This window comes from Mesorhizobium sp. M0802 (assembly GCF_040320115.1).
Taxonomy (GTDB): Bacteria; Pseudomonadota; Alphaproteobacteria; order Rhizobiales; family Rhizobiaceae; genus Mesorhizobium.
Genome location: NZ_JAMYOY010000002.1, coordinates 126,413 through 143,164 on the forward strand (window position 1 = coordinate 126,413; position 16,752 = coordinate 143,164).

Consider the following 16,752-nt stretch of genomic DNA (forward strand, 5'->3'; position numbering starts at 1 on the left):
CGGACCGGAAAGACCGCCTAACAGAAGGCTGAAACCAACTTTCAGGTGTGCATTCGGCATGGCAGCCCTCAAACTCGTTGCGCTCGACGATCAGGATCTGAGCATCGTCTCGGCTCACGTCCAGGACGCCGTGATGAAGGTCTCGGATCTCGAATACCTGCCTTCGGCCAAGCGTTTCATATTGACCATGAACCGCTTCGTCTGGGAGGCGAAGTCCGGGCTGTTCAGCCAGCACAATGAGCGGCGCCAGGCGGTGTTGCATTTCGACCGCGTGCTCGGCGCCAAGACCAGCGGCATTGCCCGCGATCGGCCGACCGAGGTGCTGTCGCTTCTGGCAATCAGCTTTATCGAAATCAGCAAGCCGGCCGGCATCGTCGAATTGGTCTTTTCCGGCGGCGGCGCGATCATGCTCGACGTCGAATGCATCGAGGCGCGGCTTGCCGACATAGGCGGCGCCTGGGAAGCCACCTCGCGTCCGGTGCACAGGGTCTAGAGCATGATCCCCAAAAGTGGGTGCCGGTTTTTGTTGGACAAAACGGGAATCGTTTGTCCAGAGATCTTGCTCCAACAAAGGGTTAGATCGTGATGAGATTTCAACCAAGTCTCATCACGATCTAGACGCAGCCGATGGCCATTACGCTTATCCAGTCCGATGCCGGTTTCGAGCAGCGTTTCGCCGCCTTCCTGACCACCAAGCGGGAGGTATCGGAAGACGTTGACACTGCCGTGCGCGCCATCATTGCGCGGGTTCGTGCCGAGGGCGACGCTGCCCTGGTCGACTACACGCTGAAATTCGACAAGGCCGACCTCAATAGCCTCGGCATTGCCGTGTCGAAGGACGACATCGCGCAGGCCTACAAAGACGCCGATCCGCAGACGGTCGATGCGCTCAAGTTCGCGCGCGACCGCATCCGATCCCATCACGAGCGACAAATGCCCAAGGACGATCGCTATACCGATGCCGCCGGGGTCGAGTTGGGTTCGCGCTGGACGGCGATCGAGGCGGTCGGGCTCTATGTGCCGGGCGGCACGGCAAGCTATCCAAGCTCGGTTCTGATGAACGCCGTGCCGGCCAGGGTGGCGGGCGTCGAGCGCATCGTCATCGTCGTGCCGGCGCCGGGCGGCATCATCAATCCGCTGGTGCTGGTGGCAGCCGATATATCAGGCGTTTCGGAGATTTACCGCGTCGGCGGCGCGCAGGCGATTGCCGCCCTTGCCTATGGCACGCAGACGATCCGGCCGGTCGCCAAGATCGTCGGACCGGGCAATGCCTATGTCGCCGCCGCCAAGCGCCAGGTGTTCGGCACGGTCGGCATCGACATGATTGCCGGACCGTCTGAAGTGCTGGTGGTGGCCGACGGCAGCAACGATCCCGACTGGATCGCCGCCGATCTTCTGGCGCAGGCCGAGCACGACGTGTCGGCGCAGTCGATCCTCATCACCGACGATCCGGCCTTCGGCAAGGCCGTCGAACAGGCGGTCGAGCGGCAGCTGCAGAACCTGTCGCGCGCCGAGACGGCGGCTGCCAGCTGGCGCGATTTCGGTGCGGTGATCCTGGTGGAGACCATCGAGGCCGCGCTGCCGCTGGTCGACCGCATCGCCGCGGAACATGTCGAGCTTGCTATCGACGATGCCGAAGGCTTCCTGGCCAGGATGCGCAATGCGGGTGCTGTGTTTCTGGGACGCCATACGCCCGAAGTCATCGGCGACTATGTCGGCGGCTCCAACCACGTGCTGCCGACGGCGCGTTCGGCGCGCTTCTCTTCGGGCCTGTCGGTGCTCGATTTCGTCAAGCGCACCTCGATCCTGAAGCTCGGGCCGGAGCAGCTGAGAGCACTTGCGCCGGCGGCGATTGCGCTGGCCAAGGCGGAAGGCCTCGACGCGCATGGCCGCTCCGTCGCCATCCGGCTGAACATGTAGGCGGCGATGGCGGACGGCGATCAAACCCGCGCAAGGCTGATCGATGTCGAGCTCGACGAGTCGATCGGCCGTTCGACGCCCGATGTCGAACATGAGCGCGCGGTGGCGATCTTCGACCTGATCGAAGAAAACAGCTTTCAGCCGGTCAATGATGACGGCGCCGGGCCTTATCGGCTGAAGCTCTCGCTGGCCGAATCCCGGCTGGTGTTTGCGGTCGCCCGCGAGGATGGTGCTGATGTCGTCACCCATATCCTGTCGCTGACGCCGCTCAGGCGCATCGTCAAGGACTACTACCTGATCTGCGAAAGCTATTACGACGCCATCCGCTCTTCGACACCGAGCCATATCGAGGCGATCGACATGGGCCGGCGCGGCCTGCACAATGAAGGCTCGCAGACGTTGATGGACCGGCTGGCCGGCAAGATCGACATCGACTTCGACACGGCGCGGCGGCTGTTCACGCTGGTCTGCGTGCTGCACTGGCGGGGTTAGACCTGACTGGGGCGCCCCGCTCGATCCTGTTCTTGTGCGGCATGAACGCCGTGCGCTCACCGATGGCCGAGCAGCTGGCGCGGCGCATGCTGCCGCCGGCCACTTTCGTCGCCTCTGCCGGCGTGCACAGGGGCGAGCGCGATCCGTTCGTCGACGCGGTGCTGGCCGAAGAGGGCCTGACGCTGGGCGAGCGCCAGCCGCGCTCGATGGACGATCTCGAGGACGATTATTTCGACCTGATCGTCACCCTGGCGCCGGAAGCCCACCACGCCGCGCTCGAACTCACCCGCTCGCTTGCCGTCGACGTCGAATACTGGCCGATGCCGGATCCGACCGATGTCGGCGGCAGGCGCGAGCAGATCATGGCCAGCTATCGCGACGTGAGAGAACGGCTGAAAGCGCGCATCAGCCGACGTTTTCTGCTTCCGGAGGTAAAAAACGCGGCGGATTGATGCATGTCGCTCAAAAGCGGTCCCGGTTTTGAGACAACGACATGCATAAAACGAAACCTTGGAGCGCTTCGCATATGACGCGATCTAAGCGTGTTCACAAGCGCACGATTATCATATAGGTTCCGCCGAAATTCCGGCCTGGGCGCTCCAGGGCGCCGGAACTGCAATCCAAGCAAAGGTATCGAATGCCGAAGGAAGAAGTCCTCGAGTTTCCGGGTGTCGTGACGGAATTGTTGCCCAACGCGATGTTCCGGGTGAAGCTCGAAAACGAACACGAGATCATCGCCCATACGGCTGGCCGCATGCGCAAGAACCGCATCCGTGTGCTGACCGGCGACAAGGTCCTGGTCGAGATGACGCCCTATGACCTGACCAAGGGCCGCATCACCTACCGTTTCAAGTAACAGTCCGGCGCGAACCGCGATGAGCATCCTGCAGAAGCTCGTGCTTGCCTCTGGTTCGCCGCGCCGGATCGAACTGTTGCAACAGGCCGGCATCGAGCCGGACCGCGTGCTGCCAGCCGATGTCGACGAAACGCCGCTGCGCGCCGAACATCCGCGCTCGCTGGCCAAGCGGCTGTCGAAGGAAAAGGCCGAGAAGGCGCTGGCCTCGCTGAAAAGCGAGGAAGACTATGCGCCAAGTTTCGTGCTGGCCGCCGATACGGTGGTCGCGGTCGGACGCCGCATCCTGCCCAAGGCCGAGACGCTGGACGACGCCGCCAATTGCCTTGGACTGCTTTCGGGCCGTTCGCACCGGGTCTATTCCGGCATCTGCCTGATTACGCCGGGCGGCAAGCTGCGCCAAAGGCTGGTTGAATCCAGGGTACGCTTCAAGCGGCTTCCACGCGAGGAGATCGACGCCTATGTCGCCTCCGGCGAATGGCGCGGCAAGGCCGGCGGCTATGCCGTCCAGGGTCTCGCCGGTTCGTTCGTCGTCAAGCTGGTCGGCTCCTACACCAACATTGTCGGCCTGCCGCTCTACGAGACGGTGGCGCTGCTTTCGGGCGAAGGCTTCAAGGTCCACACCAGCTGGCATACCGCGCGGCCATGAGCCTGGACGATAAGGTCACACCACTGCGCCCGAAGCGCCCCTGCCCCGAATGCGGCAAGCCGTCGGCGCGCGAGACCTATCCGTTCTGCTCTAAGCGCTGCAAGGACATCGACCTCAACCGCTGGCTGAAGGGCGCCTATGTCATCACCGCGCGGGATGACGAGGACGAGAGCGACGAGCCGAAGTAGGGTTTGGGCGGTGCCGGCCGCGCAATTCCACTTCGCCGACCTTACGCAATTGCTGCTTTGCCGGCGTCGGTATTGTCTGCGACAATTGCCCCGGAAAATCAGCGCTTAGGCGCTGGACAGGCCGGATTCCCGTGCTATAACCCACGCGCTTTCAAGGGGTGCCCCACGGCGCTTTCCTGAAATCCGGTCAGGCGATGTCTCGTTTGCCGGCGAGGCCCAGATAGCTCAGTTGGTAGAGCAGCGGACTGAAAATCCGCGTGTCGGTGGTTCGAATCCGCCTCTGGGCACCAGTTTTCTCTGAACACCAAGGGCTTGACTTCCTGGCGCCGCACCGACGGATTCCTGATTTCGGCCTGCCGGCTGTGCCGGCAAGCCTGCGCAACCGAGTTATGAACTTTCGGGGCGCACGGTCTCCACGCGCAGCGAGCCGGCTGGAAGCGGCTGCAGCAGTTCGGCTTCCGGCTTCGTCAGACTGAGCCAAGCCGCCCAATCGCCGGGCCGAAGCACCACGACCTGCCGACTGTGATAGGGCGCAATATCCGGTCCAGGCTCGGTTGTCAGCATGGTGAAGGTTGGCGGCTTGTTGCCGGCAGCTTCACGCCAAAGCCCTGCGATGGCCATGAACGGCGAGCCGTTGAGCGTGAAGCGATGCTTGGCCTTCGGATACTTCGTGCCCGTGAACTCGAAGAAGGCGGATGCCGGCACGAGGCAGCGTTTGCTGCCGGCGAATCGCCGGCCTTCGGAGCGGAAGTTGAACACTGGTCCGCCTTTCGGGCCGGCCGGCGGAAATCCGAACGTCATCGACGTCAGTTCAACGCCGGTGTCGCCGGCGGCGCGCATGATCGGGGCTGGATCGTTGATATGGATGTCATCAACCCGCGGCAGGTCAAGTTCGGTCTGATGAGTCGGGATCTCGAGTGCCAGCGACTCCAGCATCCGGCAATATTCAGCCCAGAGAATATGCTGCTCATAGTCGTTGCACATGGAAGGCTCCCGACCGGTCTGCCAGTTTACCTCACGCCAAACAAAGAGGCGATGGACCGCTCAACCCTCGCGGTCGCGCTCGAGCAGTATATCGGCCTCGATCGCCGCGGTGACGAAGGCGGCGCGGGCATAGCGCGCCTCGTGAAGGCCTTCCAGAACGCCAAGGCAGGCTTTACGGGCGGCGACGTGATAGCCGCCTGTCTTCACGGGCCATCGGTTCATGAGGATGTCAGCGGCCTGCGCGACACGCTCCACCTTGTAGATCGTGTTTCTGGACCCGCCAAGCGCCACGCGAACCGGCTCATCGAAATGCTGATCTTGCATGCTTCCCCTCCCGAACGCGATCGAGAGTCAATTCGGGGGAGGCAAGTTCGGTTCCACGGGAGCGATTTGCCAACGCAATAAACCCGTCTTCTGAAATCACTTTGCGCGCATCGGCCAAATGGCGGATTCGCTTTGCTTGGTGATCCCCTCCACCTAGGGCAAACTGCCTGCCGGGGCTGCAGGAGGAGAAATGCGAGCACGCGCAGCTACGATCGGCGATCTCGAAAGTGTCTTCCGTGATCTGTCCACGCGGATGTCGGACGAGTATGTGGCCGCCGGCAAGGACAGCAAGGTCGCCTACGACAATCTGATGATGAATTTGAAGGAAGGCCGAGCGCACGCGCTGGTCGAGGGCGACAAGACGGTGGCGATCGTCGCCTGGCACGAGAACAGCGACGCCGCCGACACGCTGTTTGCCGCGCAGGAGGGTTTCTTCAGCGCCGCGACGGTCCGCTTCTGCAGGCGCCACATCCGCCACATTCAGGCGCTGGCCGGCAACCTTCCCATCCACTCGCGCAGCTGGCTGCAGCGGGCCGACGTCGGCAAATGGTTCCGTGTCATCGGTTATGTCGAACGCGGCCGAGAGAACGGCGCCACTGTGTTCGAATTGCCGCCGGCACGGGGAGCGTCAGCTGCGCGGGCTGCCTAGGGCTGCGCACCCACGCATGCCATCACGGAAAAGCCCCCGCCAGGATGGCGATGGGCCAATATCGCCTGCAATGGGCTCATATCGGGGGCTCAGATATCGGGCTGATCCAGCGCCTCGAAAATCACCCGTTCCAGCGGACCGAGATCCTCTTCGATCTCGCTGACCTCAAGGCCTAAATGCCGAGCATCCAGGGCAGCTCGCGTGGTTAGGGTTCGAGCCGTTGCCTTGTCGGCAGGCAGTTCGCCCGGCAGGTGCTCGTGGATCCAGCCCTGCAGGAAATCAACGCCGCGCTCGCTCATCGATTTATCCCTTCCCTTATCTGGGGGATCATTCCCCCAGAATGACCCCAGAAGCGACGATCTGAGCCGTCAGGCTGGTGAGCCTGCCTCGCTTCACGAGCGTCGGCTTTTGGTAGATTTTCTTCATGGCGGTGCCTTTCGCGACAAATCGCTCGTCGGCAACAACGTCCGTCGCGGGGCAGCGTTCCATGGCGGGCTGTTGAGCCCGACCCCCTGACACATCGTATTTGAGAACAGCCCCGCTCCCGCGACCCGTGATGTTGATGCCGCGGCAGGTTGCGAAGCCAATGCGGGGCGTGGCATTTGTCGATGCCGATCATTGGGATGGCAAGCAGGACATGGCACGGCCACCAGACATCGCCCGACACCAGGCCGCCAAGGCAGGCGTTAGCCTGAACCGGGCGCTTTCCAAACTCGGCCTGTGTTCGCGCAAGCAGGCCGAGCTGCTGATAGCCGAAGGGCGCGTGCGGGTTGGCGGCAAGGTGGTGCGCGATCCGTCGCTGCGTGTCGATCTCGGCCGCGACCGCATCGCTGTCGACGGCGAGCAGATCGTCGGCGAGGCAAAAGTCTACCTGATGATCAATAAGCCGCGCGGACAGGTCACCACGCGCGATGACCCGCAGGATCGTGGCACCGTCTATAACTGCCTGGTGGAACTGGAGTTGCCTTTCGTGTCGCCGGTCGGCCGCCTCGACAAGGCCAGCGAAGGCCTGTTGCTGATGACCAACGACACGCGCTGGGCCAACCGCCTGCTCGATCCGGCCTCGCATGTCGCCAAGACCTATCATGTCCAGATCGGCACCGCGCCCGACGAAGCGATGCTGGCGCGCTTTCGCGACGGAGCGATCGTCGACGGCGAACTGCTGACCGCAAGTTCGATCGAACTGCTGCGCAGCGGCGGCCGCACTGCCTGGCTGGAAATCGTGCTCGACGAGGGCCGCAACCGCCAGATCCGCCGCCTGCTCGGGGCATTCGACATCGAGGTGCTGAGGCTGGTTCGGGTGGCGATCGGCGGTTTGCAGCTCGGCGAACTCGCCAAGGGCAAGGCGCGGCATCTGACATCGGAGGAATTGGCGGTGCTCGCGCGTTAAGAGGCAGGCTTGCCGCGAAACCCTACTTCTGGTTCCACCTGCGTATCACCGGCTCGCTCAGATCGTGCTCATAGCCGAGGATGCTGAGGCTCGCGGTATCAAGTACGAAGTGCGCACCGCCTTCGGGTGGCAGACCGAGCCAGCGCGCGGCCAGCACGCGCAGGAAATGCGAGCTTGAAAACACCAGCACATTGCCCTCGATTGCCCGCAGCCCGGCGATGATCCTGTCGGCCCTGGCGCCAACATCCGCTACCGACTCGCCGTCGGGACAGCCGTCACGGAACAATTGCCAGCCGGGGCGCTGCACAAGAATCTCCTTGGTCTTAACGCCCTCATAGGCGCCATAGTCCCATTCCTGCAGGTCGTCCTTCTTGACGGCAGCAGCGCCGAAGCCGGCAAGCGTGCAGGTGCTGAAGGCGCGCTGCGACGGGCTCGACCACACCGCCTGGAAGGACAGATCCTTGAGCCGGTCCGCCACGCCGCGAGCCGCCGCCTCGCCCTTTGGCGTCAACGGTATGTCGGTGCGGCCGGTGTGTTTTCCCGAAGCGCTCCACTCCGTCTCGCCGTGACGGACCAGATAGATCTCGGGGTATGCACTGCTCATTCGCCGGCCTTTCGGTTGAAAACCGCCGACATCCTAGCCGGGAAGCTTTGGCCAACACCAGCCGCCATGCGCGCCAAAACAAAAGGCCGCAACGGGCGAACCGGCTGCGGCCTTGTGGCGAACGTCTGCGTTCAGTAATCAGGCGGGCTGCAGATCGCCCGACAGCGCCAGGTCGGCTTCCTCGGACAATGTGCCGGCCATGGCGGCGGCGAACTTGGTCTGGTCGAGTTCGCCTTCCCAGCGCGCCACAACGATCGTCGCCACTGCATTGCCGACGAAATTGGTCAGCGCTCGGCATTCCGACATGAAGCGGTCGACGCCGAGGATCAGTGCCATGCCGGCAACGGGTACCGTAGGCACGACAGAGAGCGTGGCGGCCAGCGTGATAAAGCCGGCGCCGGTGATGCCGGCGGCACCCTTGGAGCTCAGCATGGCAACCAGCAGCAGCAGGATCTGGTCGCCATAGGTGAGCGGCGTGTCGGTCGCCTGGGCGATGAACAGCGCCGCCAGCGTCATGTAGATGTTGGTGCCGTCGAGGTTGAAGGAGTAGCCGGTCGGGATGACCAGGCCGACCACCGAGCGGTTGCAGCCGGCGCGCTCCATCTTGGCCATCAGGCCGGGAAGAGCGGCTTCCGAGGACGAGGTGCCGAGCACCAGCAGCAGCTCTTCCTTGATGTAGCGGATCAAGGCGAGGATCGAGAAGCCGTTGTACCAAGCGACAGCGCCGAGCACGACCAGCACGAAGAGCAGCGACGTCAGGTAGAAGGTGCCGATCAGAAAGGCGAGGTTGGCAATCGCGCCGATGCCGTATTTGCCGACGGTGAAGGCCATGGCGCCGAAGGCGCCGATAGGGGCGGCCTTCATCAGGATGGCGACCAGGCGGAAGATAGGCGAGGTCAGCGCCTGCAGGAAATCGACGACCGGGCGGCCGCGCTCGCCGACCAGAGCGAGAGAGATGCCGAACAGCACCGAGAAGAACAGCACTTGCAGAATGTCGCCTTGCGCGAAGGCGCCGGTGATGGTGTCGGGGATGATGTTGAGCAGGAAGCCGACGATGGTCGTGTCATGCGCCTTCTCGGTGAAGGTGGCGACCTTCGAGGGGTCGAGCGTCGCCGCATTGATGTGCATGCCGGCGCCCGGTTGGACGACGTTGGAGACGACCATGCCGACGACCAGCGCCAGGGTCGAAAAGACCAGGAAATAGATCATCGCCTTGCCGGCGACGCGGCCAACCTTTTTCAGGTCGGAGACGCCGGCAATGCCGGTGGTCACCGTCAGGAAGATGACCGGCGCGATCACCATCTTGACCAGCTTGATGAAGGCATCGCCGAGCGGCTTCAGCGAAGCACCGAGTTCGGGATAGAAATGACCGAGCAGCACGCCGGCGGCGATCGCCGTCAGGACCTGCACGTAGAGATGACGGTAAAAGGGTAGCTTGCCGCGCGGTTCGGCGGCAGCGAATGCTGGCTGCATGACGTCCTCCATGGCGCCCCGATCGAAAGCTCGACCTCCCGGGGCAGTTGTTTTCCGCAGCCTTGCGACTGCTGTATTGGTCACTGCAACTGCCGTGCCAGACTGTGCGGCATACCGCAGCCATTGATTTTGTTGGGTATTCGTCCGATCGAGGCTGCTGCCGCTCAACGCAAGTGCGGACATCCGCATGACTGAATTGTGCTTTGTGCGAAATCATGCACAAATAGGGAATGCTGCAACGCCCTGCCGCGGTCCTGTCGCCGACGCCCGAGCAACTCGGCAAACGCGCGCGTCGCGCCTGGCTGCTGTTTGCGGCGATCGCGCTGGTGATCGTTGCCACGGCGCTCACCGGCGCCGGCCTCTACGCGTGCCGCGCCGAGGTCGCGGCACTGGCGGCGCAAGGCCGCACCGATGCCAATCTGAAGGTTGCGTTGCTGCGCGCCGTGCTGGAAAGCCCGCGGGCGCTGCCGCTGCTCTTGTCCGAGGACCAGCAGGTGCATGACGCCCTGCAGAACAAGGGCGCTGTCACGATCGACGTGCTCAACCGCAAGCTCGAAGGGCTGGTCTCCGGCACCAAGGCTTCGGTGCTTTACGTCACCGGCGTCGACGGGTTTGCGATCGCCTCCAGCAACTGGCGCGAAACAACCAGCTTCGTCGGCAACGACTATGGTTTCCGCGCCTATTTCTCCGGCGCCATGCAATCGAGAACGGCCGAATATTTTGCGCTGGGCAACATCAGCAAGCGCCCGGGCCTCTATATTTCGCGTCGCGTCGGCAATGCGGCGGCACCGCTCGGCGTCGTCGTCGTTAAGATGGAATTCGACCAGCTTGAAGCCGACTGGCATGAGGCCAACCGGCCGGCCTATGTCAGCGACGACCACGGCGTCGTGCTGATCACCAGCGTGCCGTCCTGGCGCTTCATGACCACCGCGCCGCTGACCGGCCCGGTGGCTGCCGCCATCCGGAGCAGCCAGCAATTCGGCAACGCGCCGCTGATCCCCTTGCCGATCACACGCCCCGAGGCATTGAGCCCTGACGTGTCGATGGTGCATGCGATAACACCGGGCGGCAGCGATGCCGAATATCTCAGGCTTTCGACACTGGTCCAATCGACGCCATGGCGGCTCGATTATCTCGTGCCGGTCGAAGCGCCGATCGCGGCTGCGGTGCGTGAGATGCGGCTGCTGGCGCTGGGCGTCGTGGTGCCGTTGCTGGCGCTGGCCGGCTATCTCCTGTGGCGCCGTCAGTCGGCGCAGATGCGCATCGCTGCCGAACAGGCAGCGCGCATCGAGCTTGAGCGCCGCGTCGTCGAGCGTACGCATGACCTCAGCCTGGCGCGCGACCGGCTGCAGGCCGAGATCACCGATCACCGCAGCACCGAAGCCAAGCTGCAGGTCATGCAGCAGGAATTGGTGCAGGCCAACCGTCTTGCTACCCTCGGCCAGGTTGCCGCCGGGGTCGCGCATGAGATCAACCAGCCGGTGGCGACGATCCGCGCCTATGCCGACAATGCGCGTGTGTTCCTGGAGCGCAAGCAGACCGCCTCGGCCGAGGAGAACCTTGGCGCGATTGCCGCGCTGACCGAGCGCATCGGAGGCATCACCGAAGAGTTGAAGGTCTTTGCCCGCAAGGGGCGCACGGCAGCCGAACCGGTCGAATTGCGCGGCGTCATCGAGGGCGCCGTGGTGCTGCTCAGAAGCCGCTTTGCCGGTCGGCTGGACGCACTCGATATCACGCTTCCGCCGGTAACGCTCAAGGTGATGGGCAACCGGCTGCGGCTCGAACAGGTGCTGATCAACCTGTTCCAGAATGCGCTGGAAGCGCTGGACGGGCGCGACGGCGCCAGGGTGCAGGTGTCGGCCCAGGAGACGGCCGACGGCGTGGCGCTTGCCGTCGCCGACAATGGGCCGGGCATTTCGCCTGCCATCCTCAAGTCATTGTTCACGCCGTTCAACACCTCGAAGGAAAAAGGCCTCGGGCTCGGCCTCGTCATCTCGCAGGACATCGTCGCCGACTATGGCGGACGCATCGAGGTGGCGAGCGACCAGGCCGGCACGCGCTTTACCATTCACCTCGCCAGGGCAGCATGATGGACACCGCACCGGTCGTATTGATCGACGACGATAGCGAATTGCGGAGGGCCACGCGGCAGACGCTGGAACTCGCTGGTTTTTCCGTCTCGGCCTTTGCGGTGGCGAACGAGGCGCTGGCCGGGCTCGACGCCAATTTTCCCGGCGTGGTGGTGTCCGACATCCGCATGCCCGGCATTGACGGCCTGCAGCTCTTCGACCGCGTCTTGCAGCTTGATGCCGACATTCCGGTAATCCTGGTCACCGGGCATGGCGACATCGCGGTTGCGGTCAAGGCGATCAAGGATGGCGCCTACGACTTCATCACCAAGCCTTTCGCCGCCGACCGGCTGGCGCAAAGTGTGGCACGGGCGGCGGAAAAGCGCCGGCTGGTGATGGAGAACCGCGCCTTGCGCGAAAGCGCCGAACAGGCGCAGGACGGCCTGCCGCTGATCGGGCAGACGCTGGCGATGGAGCGATTGCGCCGGACGCTGCGGCAAATCGCCGATACCGATGTCGACGTTCTGGTGACCGGCGAGACCGGCTCCGGCAAGGAGGTGGTGGCGAGCCTGCTGCATCGCTGGAGCCGCCGCGCCAGGGGCAATTTCGTGGCGCTGAATTGCGGCGCGCTGCCGGACACGGTCATCGAAAGCGAGCTGTTCGGCCATGAGGCCGGCGCCTTCACCGGCGCACAGAAGAAGCGCATCGGCCGGATCGAGCATTCGAGCGGCGGCACGCTGTTCCTCGACGAGATCGAAAGCATGCCGGCCTCGACCCAGGTGCAGATGCTGCGGGTGCTGGAAATGCGCGAGGTGACGCCGCTCGGCACCAATGAAATCCGGCCGGTCGACCTGCGCGTCGTCGCCGCCGCCAAGGTCGATCTCGGCGACGCCAGCCGGCGCGGCGCCTTCCGCGAGGATCTCTACTACCGGCTCAATGTGGTGACGATCTCGATCCCGCCGCTGCGCGAACGCCGCGACGACGTCGCCCTGCTGTTCTTCTACTTCGCCGAGCGTGCAGCCGGCCGCTTCCGCCGGCAAATGCCAGCCGTGCCTGCCTCAGTGCACCGCCATCTGAGCCAGCACGACTGGCCGGGCAATGTGCGTGAACTCGCGCATTTCGCCGAGCGTTTCGTGCTGGGACTCGAGGAAGCGGCGCAAGCGCCACCTTCCGCCCCGGCGGAGCCGGATGACGCCAGCTCACTGCCGGAACGGCTGGAACGCTATGAAGCCAATGTCATCCGCGAGGCGCTTGGCCGCAATGACGGCGATGTCCGGCGCACGATTGAAGCGCTCGGCATTCCGCGCAAGACCTTCTACGACAAGCTGCAGCGGCACCGCATCGTGCGCAGCGATTTTTCCAGGTAATTCATTTTCCAGGTATTCAGGCGTGTGGACCCGAAAGCAGGGTAGATTTTGTGAACCGGCGCAAAAAAACCGTGGCAAGTCGGCATCAGAAAGTGTTGAAGACCGCATCGGCGGCCTTCGGCACGGCGCGATCCGGTTGCGCTCGGCAGATGTTGATGATTTGTTGCCGGTCAGCGGAGAATGAATGATGCGAGAACCTGTCGGTCAAGATGAATATGGATCGACCAACCCGTTCGATCCGGACGATCTGACGAATTTGAACGCGATCGGCCCGGCCATGGGCGGCGGCAACGACTTCGAGAAATACGCCGTTGCCGTGATCATCGTCTTCGGCGCGCTGATCATTGGCGGGCTGATGGCCGCTTCCATGACCTTTGGTCACCGGAACGGCTTCCTGTTTGCGCTTGGCGGCGCAACCGCGGCCTGGATATCGGGCAATGCGCTGCTCCTCGACCGTCCCCGCATCTACGCGGCGTTCGTCGCGATCGCGGCGCTGATGCTCGTCGGGTCGACGCTTACGCTCGTCCTCTGATCAATCTCTTGTTTTGATCAGTAGCCAATCGCCTCGCCGGATGCGGCGCGGCTGTCGATGGCGCCGTTGTAGCGGGCGCCGCCGCCCTTCTCGATTTCCGCCAGGCTCTTGCCGCCGACAAGAATGCCGGCCGCCTGACCCCAGGTAGAATCCGCGAGATCGAGGTGGTAGCCCATGCCGGCCAGCAGTTTTTCAGTGTCGGGCGACAGGCCGAACGGTTCGACATAGATCGTGTCGGGCAGCCATTGATGGTGGATGCGCGATGCGTCGATCGCCTCCTGGATGTTCATGCCGTGGTCGATGACGTTGACGATGGCTTCCAGCGTGATGGTGATGATGCGCGAGCCGCCGGGGCTGCCGATAACCATGAACGGCTTGCCGTCCTTGGCGACGATGGTCGGGCTCATCGATGACAGCGGCGTCTTCTTCGGCTGGATGGCATTGGCCTCTCCCTGCACGAGACCGTAGAGGTTGGGCACGCCAGGCTTCTGGGTGAAATCATCCATCTCGTTGTTGAGCAGGATGCCGGTGCCGTCGGCGACCACGCCGGCGCCGAACGAACCGTTCAGCGTATAGGTGACCGCGACCGCATTGCCGTCATCGTCGATGATCGAATAGTGCGTCGTTTCCTTCGACTCGCCGAAGCCCTTCGGCATCAAATCCTGCGAGACGCCGGCGCGGAACGGGTCGATCTTGTCGCGGATCTCCTTGGCGTAACCCTTGTCGAGCAGTTTCGAGACCGGATTGTCGACGAAATCGGGATCGCCGAGCGCCGAGTTGCGGTCCACATAGGCGTAGCGCATCGCCTCGACCATGACATGCACGGTCTCGGCCGAGCGGGCGCCGAGATAAGACAGCGGGTAGCCCTCCAGCACGTTGAGGATTTCGCAGATGATGACGCCGCCGGAGCTTGGCGGCGGCGAGGACGTGATCTCATAGCCCCGATAGGTGCAGCTCACCGGTTGCAGCTCGCGTACCTTATATTGCTCGAAGTCTGAGTTGGCCAGAATGCCGCCCTTGGCGCCGCTCGCCTTGACGATGGCGTCGGCGATGGCGCCTTTGTAGAAGGCGTCGGCGCCTTTTTCGGAGATGGCGGCGAGCGAGGCTGCAAGATCGGGCTGGAGGAGACGCTCGCCGGCGCCATAGGGTTTGCCGTCCGGCTTCAGGAAGATGGCGGCGGCGGCAGGGTCCTTCGCCAGCCGTGCGGCATTGCTCGCGAATGAAGCAGCGTCGCCCTGGTCGAGGATGAAGCCATCCTTGGCATAGGCAATTGCCGGCGCCATCAAATCCTGGCGTGGCAGCGTGCCATATTTTTCACGAGCCATCTCGAACCCTGCCACGGAACCCGGTACGCCGACCGCAAGGTAGCCATCAAGGCTGGCGCCCTTCACCGGATTGCCGTCCTTGTCGAGATACATGGTCTTGGTTGCCGCCAGCGGCGCGCGCTCGCGGAAATCGAGGAAGGTCGATTTGCCGTCCTTGAAGCGGATGGTCATGAACCCGCCACCGCCGATATTGCCGGCATTAGGGTAGACGACGGCGAGCGCATAGCCGACGGCGACCGCCGCATCGACGGCATTGCCGCCCTTCTTCAGCACCTCGACGCCGGCTTCCGACGCCAGATGCTGGGCGGTGACGACCATGCCGTGCTCGCCCTTCGCCGGTTGTGGCGAGGCGGCATGGAGCGCGCCGGATGGCGCGAGCGCAATTGCGAGCGAAAGGGTGACGCCAATCAGCGTCCGGCGGGTCAAGGGCATGGCGGTGCTCCAAGTGCGGTGCCTAGAAGAGCTACATGGAGCGGCCGAGTCCATCATCAATATGAGCGAACACATATTGATGTTCGCCTGCCGGCAGAGGCAAGCTGATCTCCCCCCTGTGGTGGAGATTAGCCAATCTCAAACAATCCCGCCTGAACCGCCCACAACCGCCGGCCGTTCCGCCGCGACCTTCGCCCGGTAGCCCGCCGCGCGATATGCGGCGACTGGATCGATGGCGCCGCCTGTCTTCAGCCGCGCCATGGCAAGGATCGGCTCGACATCGGTGCGGTAGGCAGCTTTCAGCGTCTGCGTCGCCATCAGCGCATCATTGCCGTCTTGGAAACCCTCGAGCGCCTTGCGGTCGACCAGCAGCGCCTGCGCATAGGCGCGCTGCACCTCGACCGCCGACAGCATCAGGCTTTCGATCGGATCGGTGACGTTGTGGCTCTGGTCGAGCATGTGGGCGGGATCGAAACCCTCGGCGCCGGACAGCTCGGCATCGACCAGTTCGTTGAAGACCAGGAACAGCCGATAGGGATCGATCGAGCCGGCATCGAGATCGTCGTCGCCATATTTGGAATCGTTGAAGTGGAAGCCGCCGAGTTTCTTGAACTGGATCAGCCGCGACACGATCATCTCGATGTTGACGTTGGGCGCATGGTGGCCGAGGTCGACCAGGCAGTAGGCCTTGTCGCCCAGCTCCTTGGATATGAGGTAGTTGGTGCCCCAGTCCTGCACGACCGTGGAGTAGAAAGCCGGCTCGTACATTTTGTGTTCGGTGAACAGTTTCCAGTCGGCGGGCAGTCCGGCATAGATCTCCTTCATCGCGTCGAGATAGCGCTCGAAGGCTTTGGCGAAATTGACCTGGCCGGGGAAATTCGAGCCGTCGCCGATCCACACTGTTAGCGCCCTGGACCCCAGCGTCTTGCCGATCTCGATGCATTCCAGATTGTGCTCGACCGCCTGGCGGCGCGTGCCGGCATCGGCATGCGACAGCGACCCGAACTTGTAGGACAGTTTTTGGTCCCTGGCATCCGAGAAGGTGTTGGAATTCATGGCGTCGAAGCCGAGGCCGAAGCGCGAGGCCGCCTGCTTCAGCCGGTTCGGATCGGCCTTGTCCCACGGTATATGCAGCGAGACGGTCGGCGTCGCCTGTGTCAGTTGGCTGATGACGGCGCAGTCCTCGATCTTGTCGAAAATGTCGCGCGGCTCGCCGGCGCCGGGAAAGCGGGCAAACCGCGTGCCGCCTGTGCCGACGCCCCAGGACGGAATGGCGACGGCGAATTTCTCGACCTTGTCGCGGATGGCATCGATGGCGATGCCGCGGCGGTCGAGGCGTTCGCCGAGCGAGGCGTAGTCGCGTTCGAGGTCGGCTTTGCGGGCGGCGTTGTGGGCGGCGACGAGGTCGGCGGAAATGATGGTTTCGGACAAGTGCTATTCCTCCCAATGCGTTCAGTCAGCGCTGCCCCTCATCCGGCCCTTCGGGCCACCTTCTCCCCGT

20 protein-coding genes and 1 tRNA gene are annotated in these 16,752 nt (G+C 63.6%); 13 read left to right on the plus strand and 8 right to left on the minus strand.

Annotated features, from left to right (window positions below; translation table 11 throughout):
• The first annotated feature begins 58 nt into the window (after nucleotides 1-58).
• The 8 genes from NKI10_RS03860 (at nucleotide 59) to NKI10_RS03895 (ending at nucleotide 4,392) form a co-directional block, all read left to right on the plus strand.
• Nucleotides 59-493: a DUF2948 family protein gene (locus tag NKI10_RS03860; protein WP_023732389.1), complete on the plus strand. Its 435-nt coding sequence runs from the start codon at nucleotides 59-61 to the stop codon at nucleotides 491-493.
• A 134-nt stretch (nucleotides 494-627) separates the two neighbouring features.
• On the plus strand, nucleotides 628-1,920 hold the full coding sequence (hisD, locus tag NKI10_RS03865; protein WP_023732390.1) for a histidinol dehydrogenase: 1,293 nt from the start codon (nucleotides 628-630) through the stop codon (nucleotides 1,918-1,920).
• A 6-nt stretch (nucleotides 1,921-1,926) separates the two neighbouring features.
• Nucleotides 1,927-2,412, plus strand: coding sequence for a UPF0262 family protein (locus tag NKI10_RS03870; protein ID WP_023669283.1), 486 nt, complete (start codon nucleotides 1,927-1,929; stop codon nucleotides 2,410-2,412).
• Nucleotides 2,400-2,864: an arsenate-mycothiol transferase ArsC gene (locus NKI10_RS03875; protein WP_081725519.1), complete on the plus strand. Its 465-nt coding sequence runs from the start codon at nucleotides 2,400-2,402 to the stop codon at nucleotides 2,862-2,864. Before NKI10_RS03870 ends, NKI10_RS03875 begins: the two co-directional genes overlap by 13 nt.
• A 185-nt stretch (nucleotides 2,865-3,049) precedes the next feature.
• Nucleotides 3,050-3,268, plus strand: a complete 219-nt coding sequence (gene infA, locus NKI10_RS03880; RefSeq protein WP_006200926.1) for a translation initiation factor IF-1 — start codon at nucleotides 3,050-3,052, stop codon at nucleotides 3,266-3,268.
• A gap of 19 nt (nucleotides 3,269-3,287) precedes the next feature.
• On the plus strand, nucleotides 3,288-3,914 hold the full coding sequence (locus tag NKI10_RS03885; RefSeq protein WP_023681911.1) for a Maf-like protein: 627 nt from the start codon (nucleotides 3,288-3,290) through the stop codon (nucleotides 3,912-3,914).
• Nucleotides 3,911-4,102, plus strand: a complete 192-nt coding sequence (gene yacG / locus NKI10_RS03890; protein ID WP_023669280.1) for a DNA gyrase inhibitor YacG — start codon at nucleotides 3,911-3,913, stop codon at nucleotides 4,100-4,102. Before NKI10_RS03885 ends, yacG begins: the two co-directional genes overlap by 4 nt.
• A 214-nt stretch (nucleotides 4,103-4,316) precedes the next feature.
• Nucleotides 4,317-4,392 (plus strand) — tRNA-Phe (locus tag NKI10_RS03895).
• A 97-nt stretch (nucleotides 4,393-4,489) separates the two neighbouring features.
• On the opposite strand, the gene NKI10_RS03900 is transcribed toward NKI10_RS03895, so the two are convergent.
• Together NKI10_RS03900 and NKI10_RS03905 are read right to left on the minus strand one after the other, a co-directional pair.
• A complete protein-coding gene (locus tag NKI10_RS03900; protein WP_352858780.1) occupies nucleotides 4,490-5,086 on the minus strand; it encodes an SOS response-associated peptidase in 597 nt (198 codons plus the stop codon).
• 60 nt (nucleotides 5,087-5,146) lie between these two features.
• Nucleotides 5,147-5,410 carry a DUF982 domain-containing protein gene (locus NKI10_RS03905; RefSeq protein WP_352858782.1) on the minus strand — a complete coding sequence of 88 codons (264 nt, stop codon included), beginning with the start codon at nucleotides 5,408-5,410 and terminating at the stop codon, nucleotides 5,147-5,149.
• 190 nt (nucleotides 5,411-5,600) lie between these two features.
• On the opposite strand from NKI10_RS03905, the gene NKI10_RS03910 reads away from it, so the two are divergent.
• Complete coding sequence (locus NKI10_RS03910) at nucleotides 5,601-6,059, plus strand: hypothetical protein (RefSeq protein ID WP_023669674.1); 459 nt, start codon at nucleotides 5,601-5,603, stop codon at nucleotides 6,057-6,059.
• A gap of 89 nt (nucleotides 6,060-6,148) precedes the next feature.
• On the opposite strand, the gene NKI10_RS03915 is transcribed toward NKI10_RS03910, so the two are convergent.
• Both NKI10_RS03915 and NKI10_RS03920 read right to left on the minus strand, forming a co-directional pair.
• Nucleotides 6,149-6,358, minus strand: coding sequence for a DUF768 domain-containing protein (locus tag NKI10_RS03915; protein ID WP_023669673.1), 210 nt, complete (start codon nucleotides 6,356-6,358; stop codon nucleotides 6,149-6,151).
• Between the two features lie 28 nt (nucleotides 6,359-6,386).
• Nucleotides 6,387-6,548 carry a hypothetical protein gene (locus NKI10_RS03920; RefSeq protein ID WP_023669672.1) on the minus strand — a complete coding sequence of 54 codons (162 nt, stop codon included), beginning with the start codon at nucleotides 6,546-6,548 and terminating at the stop codon, nucleotides 6,387-6,389.
• Between the two features lie 148 nt (nucleotides 6,549-6,696).
• Here NKI10_RS03920 and NKI10_RS03925 point away from each other — a divergent pair, with 148 nt between their 5' ends.
• On the plus strand, nucleotides 6,697-7,449 hold the full coding sequence (locus NKI10_RS03925; RefSeq protein ID WP_023816204.1) for a pseudouridine synthase: 753 nt from the start codon (nucleotides 6,697-6,699) through the stop codon (nucleotides 7,447-7,449).
• A gap of 22 nt (nucleotides 7,450-7,471) precedes the next feature.
• Here NKI10_RS03925 and NKI10_RS03930 read toward each other — a convergent pair whose 3' ends face one another.
• Complete coding sequence (locus tag NKI10_RS03930) at nucleotides 7,472-8,053, minus strand: histidine phosphatase family protein (protein WP_023703410.1); 582 nt, start codon at nucleotides 8,051-8,053, stop codon at nucleotides 7,472-7,474.
• Nucleotides 8,054-8,191: 138 nt separating this feature from the next.
• Entirely contained in the window at nucleotides 8,192-9,526 is a 1,335-nt protein-coding gene (locus NKI10_RS03935) for a dicarboxylate/amino acid:cation symporter (RefSeq protein WP_023681916.1), read from the minus strand.
• A 230-nt stretch (nucleotides 9,527-9,756) separates the two neighbouring features.
• On the opposite strand from NKI10_RS03935, the gene NKI10_RS03940 reads away from it, so the two are divergent.
• The 3 genes from NKI10_RS03940 to NKI10_RS03950 all read left to right on the plus strand — a co-directional run bounded on the left by NKI10_RS03940 (nucleotide 9,757) and on the right by NKI10_RS03950 (nucleotide 13,494).
• Entirely contained in the window at nucleotides 9,757-11,616 is a 1,860-nt protein-coding gene (locus NKI10_RS03940; RefSeq protein ID WP_352858784.1) for a sensor histidine kinase, read from the plus strand.
• Nucleotides 11,613-12,962 carry a sigma-54-dependent transcriptional regulator gene (locus NKI10_RS03945; protein ID WP_023669667.1) on the plus strand — a complete coding sequence of 450 codons (1,350 nt, stop codon included), beginning with the start codon at nucleotides 11,613-11,615 and terminating at the stop codon, nucleotides 12,960-12,962. Before NKI10_RS03940 ends, NKI10_RS03945 begins: the two co-directional genes overlap by 4 nt.
• A gap of 184 nt (nucleotides 12,963-13,146) precedes the next feature.
• On the plus strand, nucleotides 13,147-13,494 hold the full coding sequence (locus NKI10_RS03950) for a hypothetical protein (RefSeq protein WP_032891259.1): 348 nt from the start codon (nucleotides 13,147-13,149) through the stop codon (nucleotides 13,492-13,494).
• 17 nt (nucleotides 13,495-13,511) lie between these two features.
• Here the strand turns inward: NKI10_RS03950 and ggt are convergent, their stop codons facing one another.
• Together ggt and rhaI are read right to left on the minus strand one after the other, a co-directional pair.
• Complete coding sequence (gene ggt / locus NKI10_RS03955) at nucleotides 13,512-15,251, minus strand: gamma-glutamyltransferase (RefSeq protein ID WP_023669665.1); 1,740 nt, start codon at nucleotides 15,249-15,251, stop codon at nucleotides 13,512-13,514.
• A gap of 138 nt (nucleotides 15,252-15,389) precedes the next feature.
• Nucleotides 15,390-16,682, minus strand: coding sequence for an L-rhamnose catabolism isomerase (gene rhaI / locus NKI10_RS03960; protein WP_352858786.1), 1,293 nt, complete (start codon nucleotides 16,680-16,682; stop codon nucleotides 15,390-15,392).
• Nucleotides 16,683-16,752: the final 70 nt, after the last annotated feature.